The organism is Paraburkholderia sediminicola, from assembly GCF_046026855.1.
GTDB lineage: Bacteria > Pseudomonadota > Gammaproteobacteria > Burkholderiales > Burkholderiaceae > Paraburkholderia > Paraburkholderia sediminicola_A.
Map to the genome: position 1 here is coordinate 36,530 of NZ_JAQQET010000019.1, position 17,129 is coordinate 53,658.

Annotated in this window: 14 protein-coding genes; 10 read left to right on the forward strand and 4 right to left on the reverse strand. The window is 61.7% G+C overall.

The features are described 5' to 3' along the window. The first annotated feature begins 20 nt into the window (after positions 1–20). The 6 genes from PQR40_RS21315 (at position 21) to PQR40_RS21340 (ending at position 7,642) form a co-directional block, all read left to right on the forward strand. Complete coding sequence (locus tag PQR40_RS21315; protein ID WP_408509816.1) at positions 21–1,358, forward strand: MFS transporter; 1,338 nt, start codon at positions 21–23, stop codon at positions 1,356–1,358. 10 nt (positions 1,359–1,368) lie between these two features. Continuing rightward, a complete protein-coding gene (locus PQR40_RS21320; RefSeq protein ID WP_408509817.1) occupies positions 1,369–2,148 on the forward strand; it encodes an SDR family NAD(P)-dependent oxidoreductase in 780 nt (259 codons plus the stop codon). Between the two features lie 35 nt (positions 2,149–2,183). Then, the gene (gene ilvD / locus PQR40_RS21325; RefSeq protein ID WP_408484530.1) at positions 2,184–3,911 is read left to right on the forward strand and encodes a dihydroxy-acid dehydratase; all 1,728 of its coding nucleotides are present in this window, start codon (positions 2,184–2,186) and stop codon (positions 3,909–3,911) included. Next, positions 3,908–4,837, forward strand: a complete 930-nt coding sequence (locus tag PQR40_RS21330) for an NAD(P)-dependent oxidoreductase (protein WP_408240699.1) — start codon at positions 3,908–3,910, stop codon at positions 4,835–4,837. Before ilvD ends, PQR40_RS21330 begins: the two co-directional genes overlap by 4 nt. Before the next feature lie 210 nt (positions 4,838–5,047). Continuing rightward, on the forward strand, positions 5,048–6,361 hold the full coding sequence (locus PQR40_RS21335; RefSeq protein ID WP_408240696.1) for an MFS transporter: 1,314 nt from the start codon (positions 5,048–5,050) through the stop codon (positions 6,359–6,361). A gap of 534 nt (positions 6,362–6,895) precedes the next feature. Further along, entirely contained in the window at positions 6,896–7,642 is a 747-nt protein-coding gene (locus tag PQR40_RS21340; RefSeq protein ID WP_408240693.1) for a winged helix-turn-helix domain-containing protein, read from the forward strand. 54 nt (positions 7,643–7,696) lie between these two features. Here the strand turns inward: PQR40_RS21340 and PQR40_RS21345 are convergent, their stop codons facing one another. Then, positions 7,697–8,455, reverse strand: a complete 759-nt coding sequence (locus PQR40_RS21345; protein WP_408509818.1) for an SDR family oxidoreductase — start codon at positions 8,453–8,455, stop codon at positions 7,697–7,699. A 166-nt stretch (positions 8,456–8,621) separates the two neighbouring features. After that, positions 8,622–9,584 (reverse strand): GlxA family transcriptional regulator, encoded by a 963-nt coding sequence (locus tag PQR40_RS21350; protein ID WP_408509819.1) that lies wholly within the window; start codon positions 9,582–9,584, stop codon positions 8,622–8,624. 252 nt (positions 9,585–9,836) lie between these two features. On the opposite strand from PQR40_RS21350, the gene PQR40_RS21355 reads away from it, so the two are divergent. Then, positions 9,837–10,475 carry an HD domain-containing protein gene (locus tag PQR40_RS21355; protein WP_408240684.1) on the forward strand — a complete coding sequence of 213 codons (639 nt, stop codon included), beginning with the start codon at positions 9,837–9,839 and terminating at the stop codon, positions 10,473–10,475. 266 nt (positions 10,476–10,741) lie between these two features. Further along, positions 10,742–11,035: a hypothetical protein gene (locus tag PQR40_RS21360; protein WP_097394929.1), complete on the forward strand. Its 294-nt coding sequence runs from the start codon at positions 10,742–10,744 to the stop codon at positions 11,033–11,035. Positions 11,036–11,089: 54 nt separating this feature from the next. Here PQR40_RS21360 and PQR40_RS21365 read toward each other — a convergent pair whose 3' ends face one another. Both PQR40_RS21365 and PQR40_RS21370 read right to left on the reverse strand, forming a co-directional pair. Continuing rightward, a complete protein-coding gene (locus tag PQR40_RS21365; protein ID WP_408240681.1) occupies positions 11,090–12,676 on the reverse strand; it encodes a Na+/H+ antiporter in 1,587 nt (528 codons plus the stop codon). An 839-nt stretch (positions 12,677–13,515) separates the two neighbouring features. Next, positions 13,516–14,241: a GntR family transcriptional regulator gene (locus PQR40_RS21370; RefSeq protein WP_408240167.1), complete on the reverse strand. Its 726-nt coding sequence runs from the start codon at positions 14,239–14,241 to the stop codon at positions 13,516–13,518. Between the two features lie 161 nt (positions 14,242–14,402). Here PQR40_RS21370 and PQR40_RS21375 point away from each other — a divergent pair, with 161 nt between their 5' ends. Together PQR40_RS21375 and PQR40_RS21380 are read left to right on the forward strand one after the other, a co-directional pair. Next, a complete protein-coding gene (locus tag PQR40_RS21375; RefSeq protein WP_408509820.1) occupies positions 14,403–15,623 on the forward strand; it encodes a pyridoxal-phosphate-dependent aminotransferase family protein in 1,221 nt (406 codons plus the stop codon). Between the two features lie 214 nt (positions 15,624–15,837). Next, positions 15,838–17,118: an MFS transporter gene (locus PQR40_RS21380; protein ID WP_408240161.1), complete on the forward strand. Its 1,281-nt coding sequence runs from the start codon at positions 15,838–15,840 to the stop codon at positions 17,116–17,118. Positions 17,119–17,129: the final 11 nt, after the last annotated feature.

Here is a 17,129-nt window from a genome sequence, read left to right on the forward strand (position 1 = left end):
GCGCGCGGAAGGAGACAAGCATGAGCACCCCTCTATACGGCGGCGCCGAGCGGCCCGCTGTGCCCAATAAACCAGCGGAACCCGCGGAATCCGCAGAACGCATGGCGCTGTATCGCAAGCTCGCGTGGCGCATCGTGCCGTTCCTGTTTCTCGCGTTCATCGTTGCGTATATCGATCGTGTGAACGTGAGCTTCGCCAAGTTGCAGATGCTCACCGATCTCTCGTTGAGCGAGACCGTGTACGGCGCGGGCGCAGGTATCTTCTTTCTTGGCTATTTCATCTTTGAAGTGCCGAGCAACCTCATCTTGCATCGCGTCGGCGCACGCATCTGGATCGCGCGGATCATGGTCACGTGGTCGATCGTCTCGTGTCTGACCATGTTCGCGAGCGGCGCAACCTCGTTCTACGTATTGCGCTTTCTGCTCGGCGTTGCTGAGGCGGGCTTCTTTCCCGGCATCGTGCTGTATCTGTCGACGTGGTTTCCGTCGAACAGACGCTCACAGATCATCGCGCTGTTCATGGCTGCGATTCCGGTGTCGGGTGCGATCGGCGGCCCGGTGTCGGGCTGGATCATGCAGCAACTGGCTGGCGTGCATGGACTCGCCGGCTGGAAGTGGCTGTTCCTGATCGAGGGGATCGCCTCGCTGGTGGTTGGCATCGCCGCATTTTTCGTCCTGCACGACCGCATCGAGTCGGTGAGCTGGCTGAACAAAGAGGAAAAGGCGCTGCTCGCGCTCGACCTCGAAGCCGACGCGCAAACGCGTGCTCATCAAACGGTGCGGGGCGCGTTCACCAATCCGAAAGTGTGGCTGCTCGGCTTGCTGTACTTCTGCATCGCCATGGGCAACTACGGCCTGGTCTTCTGGCTGCCGACCATGATCCGCGCGAGCGGTGTGGTGAGCGTGGCGAATATCGGTTTGCTGTCGGCGGTGCCGTCGCTGATCAGCGCGGTTGCGATGATCCTGATCGCGCGTCACGCCGACAAGCACGACGAGCGGCGCAAACACGTAGCCGTGTGTGCGGTGCTGGGTGCCATAGGCATGCTGGCTTCAGTGCTGCTCGGTCAACACGTATGGCTCTCGATGGCGGCGCTGGTGGTTGCGGCGATCGGTATCAATTCGATTGCGCCGGTGTTCTGGGGTATTCCGACCGCGCTGATGGGCGGCGTGGGTGCAGCGGCGGCCATCGCGGTGATCAATTGCACCGGCAATCTGGCGGGCTTCGTGAGCCCCTACGTGATCGGATTTCTGAAGGACACGACCGGTACCTTGCTGCCCGGCATGATCGTGCTTGCCTGCGCGCTGGTGCTGGCTGCGGTGATCGTGCTGGCAATGCCGGCCACACGCAAAGCAGCATAAGGAGAGCAGGATGACGCAGCAGGTTTGTATGGTCACCGGCGCGGCCACCGGCATCGGCGCCGCGACCGCGTTGCGCTTTGCGGGCGCGGGTTGGGCGGTGGCGATCGGTAACTTCGACGACAGCACGCGCGAAGCGGCGTTGGCTGTCGAAGCGCAATGCAGACAGCTCGGCGCTGAAACGCTGGTGTTCGACGTCGACGTGGGTTCCGACGCCGCGTGTGTGAAAGCGGTCGATGCGGTGGCCTCGAAGTGGCGGCGCATCGACGCGCTGATCAACTGCGCCGGCACGACGCGCTTCATCCCGCACGGCGATCTGGCCGCCGTCGACGATATGGAGTTCGAGCGCGTGTATCGCGTGAATCTGATCGGCATGTTCCAGATGACGCGCGCCGCGGTGCCGGTGTTACGCGATTCGTCGAACGCTTCGCACAGCACGGCGGTGATCAATATCTCGTCGCTGGCCTCATTGAACGGCACGGGCTCTTCCATTGCGTACGCGGCTTCGAAGGGTGCGGTCAATACGCTGACCCTCTCGCTTGCCCGCAATCTCGCGCCGCATATCCGTGTAAATGCACTGGCGCCTGGCATGGTGGACGACGGCTTGCCGCGTCGCGTGCTGGGCGAAGAGGCGTACGCGAAGATCGTCGACAGCATGACGAATGTCGCGCCGCTCAAGCGTGTGTCGCAGCCCGGTGAGATCGCCGACCTTGCCTGGTTTATCGTCGCGCATGCGCCTTCGATGACCGGCCAGGTGATCGCCGCCGAGAACGGCATGTTGCTGAACGGCTGAACGCACAGCATACGGACACGTACAGGAAAAAAACCATGAGCAATCTCCACAAACACCGCTCGCGCACCGTCACTGAAGGCATCACGCGCACGCCGCATCGCGCGTTCCTGCGGGCGACCGGCATGGACGACGCGGCGATCGAAAAGCCCTTCGTTGCGATTGTCGATACGTTCGGCGAAAACACGCCATGCTCGATGTCGCTGGCGGCTGTTTCCGACAACGTGCGCCTCGGCGTCGCGGCGGGCGGCGGCGTGCCGATTCGCGGCTCGGCGATCTCGGTGTCGGACGGCACCTCGATGAATCATTCGGGCATGCGTTTTAGCCTTGTGTCACGCGAGATCATCGCGGACAGCGTCGAGGTTTTCGTGCGCGCGCATTGCTATGACGCGTTCGTCGGCGTGGCCGGTTGTGACAAAACGCTGCCCGGCATTCTGATGGGCATGGTGCGCGTAAACGTGCCGGGCGTATTTCTGTTCGGCGGCGCGATGTTGCCCGGCATCGCACCGGACGGCACGCAAGCCACCATCCTCACGGCGATCGAAGCGGTCGGCGCGGCACAACGCGGCGACATGTCGCTTGAAACCTTGCGCGGCATCGAGAAACGTTGCACGCCGGGTGCGGGTTCTTGCCCTGGACAATTCACCGCGAACACGATGGCGATGGTCGCCGAAACGCTCGGTCTCGCGCCGCTCGGCTCGGCGATGGTGCCCGCGGTATACAGCGAGCGCATTGCGATTGCGCGCCGTGCGGGTGAAACGGTCATGAACACGCTGAAAAACGGCGGTCCGCTGCCGCGCGATCTGGTCACGCGCAAGAGCCTGGAAAACGCGTGTGCGGCAGTGGCCGCCACCGGCGGTTCGACCAACGCGGCGCTGCACATTCCCGCGATCGCGCACGAAGCAGGTATTCGCTTTACGTTGGACGATGTGTCCGAGGTGCTGGCCCGCACGCCGTTGATCGGCGATCTGCAGCCGGGCGGCAAGTATCTCGCGCTGGATCTGTATCACGTTGGCGGTGTGCCGGTGGTACTGAATGCGCTGCTCGCGGGCGGCTTCCTGCATGGCGACACGTTGACGCAAACCGGCGAAACGCTCGAAACCGCATTGAAGGCGTTCGCGGGTCCGGATGGCCGCGTCGTCCGTCCGCATAACGAACCGCTGAGCGAGAACGCGGGGCTGGTGGTGTTGCGCGGCAATCTCGCACCGGATGGCGCGTGTCTGAAAACCGCGGGTTTGAAGTCCCTGGTTTTCAGCGGCACTGCGCGCGTGTTCGAGACCGAAGAGGCGTGCATGTCGGTGGTGTCGAAGCGGACCTATCAGGAAGGCGACGTGCTCGTGATCCGCAACGAAGGGCCGAAGGGCGGCCCTGGCATGCGCGAGATGCTCAGCGTGACGGCGGCGATCTACGGTCAGGGGATGGGTGAAAAAGTTGCGCTGCTGACCGACGGACGCTTCTCAGGCGCGACACGCGGCATGTGCATCGGCTACGTCGGACCGGAAGCGGCAGCAGGCGGGCCGATTCGCTTGCTCAGAGACGGCGACCGGATTCATATCGATGCACACAAAGGCACGCTCGACGTCGAATTGAGCGGCGAAGAACTCGCGCGGCGCGCCAAGGAGGCCGTGCCGTTCGCACGGGGCCGCCTGGGCGGCGTACTGGAGAAATACGAAGCGTTAGTGCGGCCGGCGAATCTCGGCGCGGTGACTCACTCGGGCGCCGTGGAGTGGCCGTATGAGGCGTCGATCGGTGAGGATGAGGCATGAGCGTCACCCTCACGCTGGATGCGTCACGCGTCGGTTTCTGCGGCATCGGCAAGATGGGCGAGCCGATGGCCTGGCGGTTGCTCGCGGCCGGACACGCGCTGCGGGTGTGGAATCGATCGTCGGCGAAACTGGCGGCGCTGGCAGCAGAGGGCTGTGTCGTCAGCGACTCGCCGAGGCAACTGGCCGGGACGAGCGATGTGGTGATGCTGTGTCTCGGCGACGGGCGCGCCGTTGAAGAAGTCGTCTTCGGTGAACAGGGACTTGCCCATGCCGCCGCCGCGCCGCGCTTTCTGATCGACCATTCGACCATCGCCCCCACCGAAACCCGGCGCTTTGCCCAGCGTTGGCACGAACTGACTGGCGGCGCGTGGATCGACGCGCCCGTGTCCGGTGGTACAGCAGGCGCGGCGGCGGGCACGCTTGCGATCATGTGCGGCGGCACTGCGAACGATATCGCCGCAGTCGAACCGCTACTGCGCGCCTATGCTTCGCGTGTCACGCGCATGGGCGCCACGGGCGCGGGACAAGCGACCAAGCTTGCGAACCAGGCGATTGTTGTGACGACCATCGCGGGCATTGCTGAAGCCTGCGTTCTAGCTCAGCGCGCCGGCATCGACGCCGCTGCGATACCGGCCGCGTTACAAGGCGGCTGGGCCGATTCGGTGCTGCTGCAAACCTTGATGCCGCGGATGCTGACGCCACCGTCGAGTCCATCGGGCACGATCAGAACGATGCTGAAGGACCTCGACGCGGTGGCGGAGTTGGCGCACGAGGCTAACGCGCCGCTGCGCGCCGTCGGCGAGGTGCGCAAGCTTTTGCAGGAAGCGGTCGATCGGGGACTCGGCGATGAAGACATCTCGCAGATCGTCCAGGTCCTGCGCGATCAACGCACGACGCATGAGCGGGAAGTCAACAACGCGGGCTAAGCAGCAAGCGTAAGCGCCGCTTATATCGCCTGACACAAGGCAGACGCGGCTGATAGAAGCGCAATGAAAAAGGCGCAACGGCAACGGCAACGGCAACGGCAACGGCAACGGCAACGGCAACGGCAACGGCAACGGCAACGGCAACGGCAACGGCAATCGCAACGCGGCGAACATGGCAATGAGCCATGCCGGGTCGCGCAGGAGACAATCATGTCCAGTCTTGAATCCGCCAGATTTTCGGAAGAGGCCCCGGCGCGGCTTACGCGCTCGCAGTGGCGCATGATCATCCTCGCGAGTCTTGGCGGCGCGCTCGAGTTCTACGATTTCGTCGTCTACGGCATTTTCGCGCAGTTTATCGGTCGCGCGTTTTTTCCAATGCGCGATCCGATCGTCGGCTTGATGCTGTCATTCGCCGTGTTTGCGATCGGCTATCTCTCGCGGCCGGTAGGCGGTATCGTGCTGAGCTATTTCGGCGACCGGTACGGACGTCGGCGCGTGTTCATCGTGTCGGTGATCGTCGTGTCGATGTGCACCATCGGCATGGGTATCGTGCCGACCTACGCGACGTGGGGCATCAGCGCCACCCTGCTGATGATCCTGCTGCGTCTCCTGCAAGGTTTTTGCCTCGGTGGAGAGTTGCCCGGTTCGATTACCTACGTGGTCGAAACGGTGCCGCGGCGTGCGGGACTTGTGTGCGGCATTGTGTTCTTTTGCGTGAACTCCGGCGTGTTGCTGGCGGCGGCCGTCAATCTCTCGGTGCACAGTTTTTTGAGTGGCGACGATGTCGCGGCATACGGCTGGCGTATTGCGTTCCTGTTCGGTGGCGCAATCGGCTTGCTGAGTTTCTGGCTGCGCCGCAAACTCGAAGAAACGCCGGCGTTCGCAGAGATGAAGCATCTCGCTGCGAAGCATCCGCTGGCAGAACTGTTGCGCGAGCACTGGCGGCCTGTGCTGCTCGGCATTGGCACGACAGCCGTGGTTGCCGCTTTCAACGGCTTGCTGTTCGCGCACATGCCGGCTTACCTCGATCGCGTGTTGCACTACGACCCGCGCCGCGTGGCGATCGGGCAGAACGTCGGTCTCGCGGTGGTGTCGACGGGCATTCTGCTATCCGGCTGGCTCGGCGACAAACTGCCGAGGCGCTTTGTGCTGCGTTTCGGCTCACTGCTCCTGATGGTGCTGAGCTATCCGTTCTATCTGGCAGCAAGCCACCATACGATCGATGTCGTGCTGCTGCTTGCATTGGCCGGTGTGGCCGCGTGCCTTGCCAACGGCACGTTCGCCTGCATCATTGCCGACATGTTTCCGACCCGCGTGCGTTTCAGCGGCGTCGCGTTGACGTTTAATGTCAGCTTCACCGTATTTAGCGGCACCGCGCCGTTGATCGCCACGTGGCTGATTTCGTCGACGGGTAATGTTGCCGCGCCTGGGTATTTCATGGCGGCGTGCGCTGCGCTCTCGCTGGTCGCGAGCTTCGGATTGAAAGCGGTGAGCGGCAAGATCGATTCGCACTCGACACACTGATGCCGTTCAACGGCTGGTGCCGTTGTTCGGCGCCGTCGTCCTTGCGACGATTTGGGCAAGCCCGAAAGTGCACCGCTCCCCGCCGCGCGGAGTGACTGACACGCACCGCCTCTTACCTGGGTATGCAGATTACTCGACCCTCTCCAAAGGTGAGGGTTTGCGGGAGTAGCCTGTTCGGGAACACCGGTGCCCCGCCCAGCATGCCTTTGCGGCCTGCCCCCAAACCCTTGAGGTGAGCGTTTTCGGGAGCCGCCCAATGGGTACTTCGCACCGAACCCCAATCGCTCCGTGCCAAAGGTGAGACTTTTCGGGAGCCGATCCGCGCATCGTACCGTGACATTACGAGTCGTCCCTTATCACGTTCCGTATTGAAAGAGTTGGGAAGAAATTGCCAACCTTGGGGGCTGTTCCCCGTTTTGAGAACACCCGCATACAGGGAAGATGGCGACGCGGACGACAAGCGGTCAGCGGATTAGCTATTCCCGCAAGCCATCGCCTGTCTCTGAAAACCGATCGTCTCCTGGAATCAGTTGGATGAGTCAGCACATTCTTTTTGTAGGCGCCGACGCCGGCTTAACGGCCGTCGTGGGCGAATCTTTACGCGGGCAGGGCTGCGGTGTGTCCGCACGTCCGCATTGCGCCGGACTGAAGCACGTGGTCGAGATGGAACGGCCGGCGTTGCTGGTGCTCGACATCTCAGCACCACACGGTGATGGCCTTGCCGTATTGCGCGACTTGCGCATGAGCAGCAATGACGTGCCGGTGATTTTGCTGTCGGCGAGCAGCAAGGCGATCGATCGTGTGATTGGTCTTGAGCTTGGCGCCGACGATTTTATGAGCAAGCCCGCCGACCCTGCCGAGCTGCTCGCCCGCATTCGCGTATTGCTGCGCCGGCGCGGCGCGCTTGCGCCAGGCGCGCCGGAAACGCGGCCGCCGTATCGCTTCGGACGTTGCGAGCTGAACTTCTCTGCACGCGAATTGCGCCGCGATAACGAGCATTTCGCGCTGCGCAGTTCCGAGTTCGCATTGCTGAAAATCTTCGTCAATCACGCGATGACCGTACTCACTCGTGTGCAACTCAACGAGAAATTACGCGGCAATAGCGTGCTGCATCAAGGGCGCAGCCTCGACGTATCGATCTGGCGGCTGCGACGGCTGATCGAGATCGATCCTTCCGAGCCACGCTATGTTCAGACAGTGTGGGGGCGTGGCTATGTGTTCGTGCCGCACGGCGAAATTGGGGCGGCCGAGCGCGGCGCGATGGTCGCGCCCGGCGTGTGAGCGTCGGCGTATCAGCCGAAAGGTGAGGTTTTACAGGAGCATGGCGCTCGCGAGTCAGGCCTGTTTCGCGACCTCGCGAATGTCGGCCACCGGCGTTTGCCCGAACGCATCACTGAAAGCGTAATCGAGCAACTGGGTGGCGCATTGTTCCGGTGTCGACAGTTGGCCGTTGCGTTTGAGGTCTTCGAATTTTTCGCGCATCGGGAACTGCTCGGTGCCGCTGCCGCGAATTTCCGCCTGCATATTCGTATCGATGACGCCCGGCGCCAGGCTGCAAATACGCAGCGCACGATTCGCGTCGAGTGCAACGGCGCGTGCGTGATGATCGAGTGCGGCCTTGGTCGCGCAGTAGATGCTCCAGCCGGGATAGGCGTTGCGCGCCGCGCCGCTGGAAATATGCATGATGCGCCGATCGGTTGCGTCGGCGCTGGCTGCGGCGAGCGCGCTCGCCAGCATCAACGGCGTGGCCACGTTCAGACTCACGGCGGTCGCGATGTCCGTGGCGTCCTGGCCTTCGATCGGACCGATTGGCTGAACCATACCCGCGTTGTTGATCAGCAGTACGCTCCGCGCGCCGCTGACGAAGCTGCGCAGTGCATCGGTTGCGACCCATTGTGCGACGCGCGAGGGATCGGCAAGCTCAAGTTCGATTTCTTCGAGCAGCGCCGGGAAGCGCTCTTTGAGTGTGGCGTGACGCGAGCGGGACAAACCTAGCACCGCGACGCCGCGCGCCAGCAGTTGTTCAGCAAGGGATGCGCCGAGGCCGCGAGTGTGGCCGGTAACGATCGCGCGGATCGGAGAAGAAGTGGACATGTCGTTCCTGGTGATCGTTGGCTTGAGAAGACCGTCATTTTCTCACGCTATATCGGATGCTTGCAGCGGCGCCATACTTCAAGCCGTATTCCGGCGGCGCTCCAGTCGCGCTCATGCCGCGCGCTTAACCCGCTGTCGCCGCCTTCATATCCTGTTCATGCCGCAGTCAGGTAGAGCGAAAGCGCTCGCGATATTGCATCGGCGTTACGCCGATCCGTTTCGTGAAGACGATGCGCATCCGGTCCGCCGTGCCGAAACCGCAGTCGTAGGCAATCGTCTTGAGCGCCGCGCCGCTGCTTTCCAGCAACTTGCGCGCCGCATCCACGCGTGCGCGTTCGACGAATTCGTGCGGCGTCACCTTGGTCTCCTGCACGAACACGCGGGCGAAATTCCGTGCGCTCATTCCTGCGACATCTGCCAGTTGTTTGACCGTGAAGCTTTCGCGAATCCGCTCCATTACGTGCGCCTGCACTTTGGCGACCGGCGAGGTCTCGTCGGCTGATGCGGTCAGGTAGGGGCTGAACTGCGATTGGCCGCCCAGTCGCTGTGCAAATACCACCAACCGCTTGGCGACCGCGAGCGCCGTGTGCGGCCCGTGATCCTCGGCGACCAACGCGAGCGACAGATCGATGCCCGCCGTCACGCCCGCTGACGTGACCAGGTTGCCGTCGCGCAGATAGATCCGGTCGAAATCGACACGTGCCTGCGGAAATTGCTCGGCGAGTTGCGCCGCGTGCTGCCAGTGCGTGGTGACATTGCGCGCGTCGAGCAGTCCCGCGTGGCCGAGCGCGAATGCGCCGGTGCAGATCGAGCCATAACGCTCGCATTGCGTGGCGGCTTGCGACAACCATTCCAGCAAACGCGTGTCGGGCGAGGCATCGTCGGGCAGCGCGGGGCCGCCCGCCACCAGCGCAAGGTCGAACGGGCGGCGCGCTTTCCCGAAAGTGGCATCGGCGGTCAGCATCATGCCGTTGGACGCACGCAGCGAACCCGGCTCCGCGCTGAGCAGCGTGACCTTATAGCGATCCGGCGGCGCGATGAACCGGTTGGCTTCGGAGAACACATCGACCGGACCGGCGACGTCGAGCGCCTGCACACCAGGAAAGATCGCGATTGCGACGGTAGGCATCGAATGACTTCCTTTGACGATGGACGGAGCCCGCAATCCGCGGCAGTCAACGTGGTGCGTTTGGCAGTGTTCGACGGTGCACGGCGATTGCCTGCGACAGTGCGCTGACCAATACTGGATTTCATCGGATGCGCTGCTTAATCAGTCAGAAACGCGGTCAGAAAGCGCATCGCGGACCAGCATACCAAACGCGCCATCGGCTCACAAAGATCGCGCGCCCGGTTCATTCAAGTCTTTCATGGAGTACTTTGCATGACCACGATCGCAGGCATCCAGATTCCCGACAGCATGATGGCGCGCGAAGCGACGCAACTCGTGCGCGATACCGAAACCGAACTGTTGTATCACCATTCGCGCCGGGTGTTCCTGTTCGGTTCTCTGGCCGGCGCGCGCAAGCAACTCAAATACGATGCAGAACTGCTGTATATCGGTGCGATGTTTCATGACATGGGGCTCGTCGCGCCGTATAGCAGCGAGCATGATCGCTTCGAGGTGGACGGTGCGAACGCCGCACGTGATTTTTTGCAGCGCCATGGCATCGGCGAAGACGATATCGAGCAGGTGTGGAACTCGATCGCGCTGCACACCACGCCAGGGATTCCGCAATATATGAAGCCGGTGGTTGCGCTGGTCACCGCGGGCGTGGAGATGGACGTACTCGGCCTCGCTTACGATGAGTTCAGCGAGCAGCAACGTCATGAGGTTACGCATGCGCATCCGCGCGGCGCGCATTTCAAGGAAGGCATCATCGATGCATTCGCACACGGGACGATTCATAAACCGGAGACGACCTTCGGCAACGTGAAGGCGGACGTGCTGGCGCTGAAAGACCCGCATTACCATCGTGAGAACTTTTGCACGATGATTCTCGGGTCGGCGTGGAAGGATTAATTAGTCGGCGTGCCGCGGCGAAAATGACAGCCGCACAGAAGAAAAAAACCGTCGGTGCAATTTTCATCCAGCATGTCATTTCCAGTCAGCGTTTGCGACTAAACCCATGAAACACCCGGTCGATCGTGTGCAGCGGTCGGTCCCGGGTGTTGCATCCAGGCCCGTCATGTGCCGCGGATCGACCGCGGCCTGTCTGTCTGAGCGTTTGAACGTCGCCTATGTAGCCGATTTTGAAACCCGGCTACTCACTTGAGACTGGAGATGACATGAAATCGATTCGAGCTGTAATGATGTGTAGCCTGTTGCCACTCGCGCTTTTAGCGGGCTCCGTACAGGCACAGGGAATAGGGCGCGCCGGCACGTATCTGATGCCGCCGAACTACGGCATGATGATGGACAAGCTGACACCTGAACAGCGTACTCAGGCCATCGGTATCGAGCAGAAAATGATGCAGATGGAAATGGAGTATCAGGACACGATGGCGCAGATGGAGATGAAGCATGCGCATGAAATGATGCAAATGCAAAATCAGCTGCTGGATATTTTCAAAGGCCATTGACGCTCACCGCAGTTCGACCGGTTCGCGTGTCGACTCACTTCAGACGCGGCCCGGTCATCCTCGGCCATGCAACGCGGCGATCTCCTGCAAATCGAGATCTCGCTCCAGTTCGGTTAGCAGTTCATCATGAATCATCCCTGACCGATGCATCCGCAACAACTCGCTGCGACCGGCTGCCACGGCGGCGAGCACAACGTCGTAATGCGCGACGCGAACGTCGGCGGGATATTCCGTCACATGCTGGTAGGTTTCCGTCATCTGCGCTCGATAGCTATATTGCTCCAGCAGGCGCGGATGAATCACTTGTCCCTGGGCGTCGTGCACAAGCGGTTGGATCGCGGCAAGTTGAGCCGCTTCGAGTCTTGCCCACGCCTGAGGCTCGGTCAAATGCTGTTCGTTGCGCTCCTTCACGCTATCCAGTTTGACCCAGCGAATCAGCGCGCCGATCGTGGTCCCTTGCCCGAGCACGGTCACGAGAATCACCGCGAACGACGCGACCAGAATCAGATCGCGCCCCGGCATCGCCTCAGGCAACGAGAGCGCGATCGCCAGCGTCACCACGCCACGCATGCCGGCCCAACTCGTCACTGCTGACGAGCGCCAGTCGAGCGCAATGTTTGCGCGCCGCATCAGCTTGCACACGAGTCCCTTCAACCATTCGACGGCGAAGACCCACACGAAGCGCGACAGCACGACGGCTGCGATCACTGCGCCGACAGCGGGTGCAAACGCGTTCAACGTATCGCCGACGCCGCCTAGTCGCACGATCACGCCGCGCAGCGATAGTCCGATCAGAAGGAACACGAGCGCTTCCATCAGGAAGATCAGGACTTGCCAGAAAGCCGTGCCGCGCATGCGCACCGAGGCAGAGAAAACTTCATGCTGATGCCAGCCCAACACCATCCCGCAACTGACGGTCGCGATGACGCCCGAGACGTCCAGCATGTCGCCTGCGATGTAGCTGATCCACGGAGAGAGTGCGGATGCGGTGATGATGAGGTAGGCGTCGTCGAGGTAGCGCAGCAGCTTGACGACCACGAAGCCGATTGCGATGCCCACCGCCACGCCACCCAGGCCGAGCACGGCAAACTGCCCGGCCGCGTGTTGAGCGCTGAACGTGCCGGTCAGCGCAGCCGCGACGGCGAAGCGGACCAGCACGATGCCGGCGGCGTCGTTGAGGAGGCTTTCGCCTTCGAGGAGCACCATCAACCGGCGCGGCAGCGCGACGCGTTCCAGTACAGCCTTCGCGGCGATGGCGTCGGGCGGCGAGACGATCGCGCCCAGCGCGAAGCACGCGCTCCACGGTAAGGCCGGCACGACCCAATGCACAACCAGGCCGACCGCGAGGGTCGTAAAGACGACGGCGCCGATTGCGAGCAGCAGGATGCCGCCGAGGTTGCGCTTGAATTCGTCCCATACGGAGAAGTAGGCGCCGTCCATGAGGAGCGGCGGCAGGAACACGACCAGGACCAGCTCGGGATCGAGGTTGATGCGAGGGAGTCCAGGCACAAAGGCCATCGCGGCGCCGCCGACCAGAAGCGCCGCGGCCGGCGGGAGTCGTAGCCGCTTGGCGAGCAGTTGGAGGCCGATCATCGCGCCGAGCGACAGCAGGACGAGTTTGAAGGCCATGACGGTGGACATGCGGGAGCCTCGACGGGTGGCTAGGGTGGGGGTTTCTTTTTATCACACGATGGGGTTTCTGCCTGCGGCTGAGCCGATGGGAGATACGCGTGCAGCATCAAGGACTTGACTGGGCTGTGCGCGAGTTGTCCACAGGCTTGATCACAAATTATGTGGACAACTGGAGAGTGAGGTTGTTGCGATTTGGGCGGCGGCGCTGTTGTCTGGTTTTTTGGGCGCGCCTGGCCGCAGGGGTTGAGCGATGCTTACTCGTGAGCCGCTAGAGGATACTTCTGTTGCTTCAACAACTTGGTTGGGATGTGGGTGGGTTGTCCACAGGTTTGCCAACAATTTGTGGGGACAAGTTTTTTGGGTGCTCGGCGCTTTGTTTGGCTGTTGGTCTGTGGTGTTGGCCTTTCCTTGAATTGTTCTTGGTCTATTAGCGTTCGCCCCTGTGCGGGGCAGGCACTTACTTTCTTTGCCGCCGCAAAGAAAGATAAGCAAAGAAAGCGGCTCACCCCGCTAATTCTTAAGCGGGTCCCCCGCACAGTCGCGGTAGTGGTGCATCTGGAATCCGTGCCCTCGCACATTCGGCGTGTGTGACAAAGGGCTCATCAGCTCCCACTCCACACTACGTGCGTCGCGGATGGGTCTGCCAGGAAAACCAGGGCTTCGTTGAGGCGCGGTGGGAGCCATCGGCTTCGCCTCGGCGGCGACGAAAGTAAGTGCCGCCCCGCACAGGGGCAACGCTAATAGACCAATAAGAATTCAAGGAAAGGCCAAAGACCAAAAAAACCAGATCAAGGAAAGCCCAACGCCGCAGGCAAACAGCCAAACAAAGCGCCGAGCATCCAAAAAACTTATGCCTTCAACACCGAACCCGCCGCCTCCTCTCGCGACTGCACCTGCAAAACCGCATCCCGCTTATCCAGCAAATGCTGCCGAAGAATCGAGCTCAACTTCTTCCCATCCCGCGCTTCAAGCGCCTTCAACATCTCATCGTGATCGTGAATCGCGCTATCCCACTTAGGGATCTGAAAATTCGACCGAAACCGCAGCGCCTGCAGTCGTCGATTAACAGCGACATAAGTCTGCCGCAGTGCTGAATTCCTCGCCGCCTCATTGATCTTGTCGTGAATCGCCTGGTTGCGGCTGTAGTACCCAGCCAGATCGTTCTGCGTCCGGCAAGCCAGCATCGCGTAATGCAACGCCTTGATCTCGGCAAGCTCCGCAGCCGTCATCCGCTCCGCTGCCAACTCGCCAGAAAAAGCCTCAAGACCACTCATCAATTCAAAGGTCTCGCGCAACTCCGCTTCCGACATCTTCGACACCGACGCGCCCCGGTTCGGCGAAATCTCGATCAGCCCTTCGGCGGCCAGCACCTTCAGCGCCTCCCGCAACGGCGTGCGCGAAATCCCAAGCGTCTCGCATAACTCGCGCTCGTTCAGTTTCTTGCCCGGTTCAAGTACCCCTTCGACGATAAAGCGGCGAATGTGCTCCACCACCGTGTCGTGCAAGCGCTGACGCTCGACCTTCGGCATCAGTGGGGAAGCGGTCACACCCGCATCGAAATCCGAATTTTGCATACAAAAGCCCTCAACTTCGTGTTAGCGAGATTCTATCGGAAGCTCAAAGATTAGTTAAGAGCACGGGTAAACACCGGTGTCAGCAAGCAATTTTGGTCTTGGGGGCGTCACAGTTCCTCTGATATAGTTTTTTGAATGCAAAATTCAATCGGAGGAGCCCAATGCTCAAGCTAGACTTTCACCCCGCTGGCCGTCACTTCCTGCAGATCCCGGGTCCGAGCCCGGTGCCCGATCGCATTCTCCGTGCGATGAGTTATCCCACCATCGACCACCGCGGCCCCGAGTTCGGCGAACTCGGCCTGAAGGTGCTCGAAGGCATCAAGAAAATCTTCAAGACGCAGCAGCCGGTGGTGATCTATCCGGCGTCCGGCACCGGCGCATGGGAAGCGGCGCTGTCGAACACGCTGAGCCCCGGCGACAACGTGTTGATGTTCGAAACCGGTCACTTCGCGACGTTGTGGAAAAAGATGGCGGAAAGTCTTGGGCTGAAGCCTGAGTTCCTTGGCCTGCCTGGCATCGAAGGCTGGCGGCGTGGGGTTCAGCCGCAAATGATTGAGGAGCGACTGCGCGCCGACACGCAGCACGCGATCAAGGCGGTGTGCGTCGTTCACAACGAAACTTCCACGGGCGTCACCTCGGATATCGCTGCCGTGCGCCGCGCGATCGACGTCGCCGGCCACCCGGCGCTGCTGCTGGTCGACACGATCTCGGGCCTCGCCTGCGCCGACTATCGCCATGACGAATGGGGCGTCGACGTCACCGTGTCGGGCTCGCAAAAGGGGTTGATGCTGCCGCCGGGTATCAGCTTCAACGCGATCTCGCCGAAGGCGTTCGCGGCCAGCAAGCAGGCCAGGCTGCCGCGCAGCTTCTGGGACTGGACCGACATCGTCGAGATGAACAAGACCGGCTACTGGCCGTACACGCCGAACACGAACCTGCTGTACGGGCTCAATGAGGCGCTGGAGATGATTCTCGGCGAAGGGCTCGACAACGTGTTCGCCCGTCACGAGCGTCTTGCTGAAGCCACCCGTCGGGCGGTCCGCGCGTGGGGTCTGGAGATCCAGTGCGCGGATCCCGCTGTGTATAGCCCGGTGCTGACCGGCGTGATGATGCCCGAGGGCATCGACGCCGACGCGGTGCGCAAGGTCATCTACGAACGCTTCGATATGTCGCTCGGTACTGGCCTCGGCAAGATGAAAGGCCGCATGTTCCGCATCGGCCACCTCGGTGACTGCAACGACCTGATGCTGCTGGCGACGCTCGCCGGCTGCGAAATGGGTCTGCGGCTCGCGGGCGTACCGCTCAAGGAAAGCGGCCTGCCTGCCGCTATGGAGTGGTTGAGCCAGCCGACGCAAGCCTCAGGGATGAAAGCAGCGGCTTGAGCGCTTCAGCGCGTCGATGCCTCAGCGCAACGGCGAGCCACAGCGTAACAGCGCATCTCGCAGCAAGGGAAGGCGGGGAGTACTTCCCTCAAGAGGCCGCGCATAGAACGCGGCTCATGAACAACATGCGATGTTCCCGCGGCATATGTCGCCGGGCGACGACGCAGCGCGCCATTCCAGGCGCGCCGTCGATAGACTGCAATGGAGAGAGACGATGAAGCGGTTTCGTGTGAGCAGTGCGACCAGTATCGTTCTAGTGATGCTATGCATCATGTACTTCATCACTTACCTGGACCGCGTCAACGTCAGTACCGCGGCAGCAGGTTTCGGCAAGGAGTTTGGCCTCTCCCATACGGAAGTGGGCCTGGTGTTTTCCGCCTTCGCTTATCCGTATCTGATTTTTCAGATCATCGGTGGCTGGGTCAGTGACCGCTTCGGTGCGAAACGCACGCTGATTTTCTGCGGCGCGATCTGGGGCGTCGCGACTTTGCTGACCGGCCTCGCCGGTGGCCTGGTTTCGTTGCTGGCCGCGCGCGTGCTGCTTGGTTTCGGCGAAGGCGCCACGTTTCCTGCCGCCACATCCGCGATGGCGCGTTGGGTCGCGAAAGAAAAGCGCGGCTTCGCGCAGGGCATCACCCACGCGGCATCGCGTATCGGTAATGCGGTTGCGCCCGGCTTGATCGTGCTGGTGATGGCGACCTGGGGCTGGCGCGAATCGTTCTATATCTGCGGCGTGTTCAGCCTGCTGTGGGTGGCGGTGTGGTCGTTCACGTTCACCGAACATCCGAAAGATCATCCGCGTATCACGACCGAGGAACTCGAAGTCTTGCCCGCGCCGAAGGCGAAAGTGGCCGGCGTGCCGTGGGGAAAACTGTTTCGCCGCATGTGGCCGGTCACGATCGTGTACTTCTGCTACGGCTGGACATTGTGGCTGTTCCTTAGCTGGATTCCGCAGTACTTCCTGCACAGCTATCACCTGCAACTGCAAAAGTCGGCGATCTTCGCTTCGGTCGTATTCTTTGCCGGAGTACTCGGCGATACGCTCGGCGGCATCGTGACCGACTGGATCTTCACGCGGACCCGCAGCCTGAAGCGTGCGCGAAGCTGGATGGTGTCGGTGTGCATGTTCTTTTGTCTGCTCTCCCTGATTCCGCTGATGTTCACGCACGACCTGTATTTGTCGATGGCGTGTCTCGCGTCAGGCTTCTTCTTCGCCGAAATGACGATCGGCCCGATGTGGGCGATCCCGATGGATATCGCGCCGGAATACTCGGGCACCGCGAGCGGCATGATGAACACCGGCTCGGCACTGGCCGCGATCATCTCGCCGGTGGTCGGCGGATTTCTGATCGACTACTTCGGTAGCTGGGAGTTGCCGTTCGTCGGCAGCATGCTGTTGATGGCGATTGGCGTGGTGCTCGCGTTCCGTATGCAGCCCGAAAGCAAATTCGAGCTCGACGCGGCCGACGCGCACGTTACAACAGTGGGTGTGTAAGCCAGATGCAC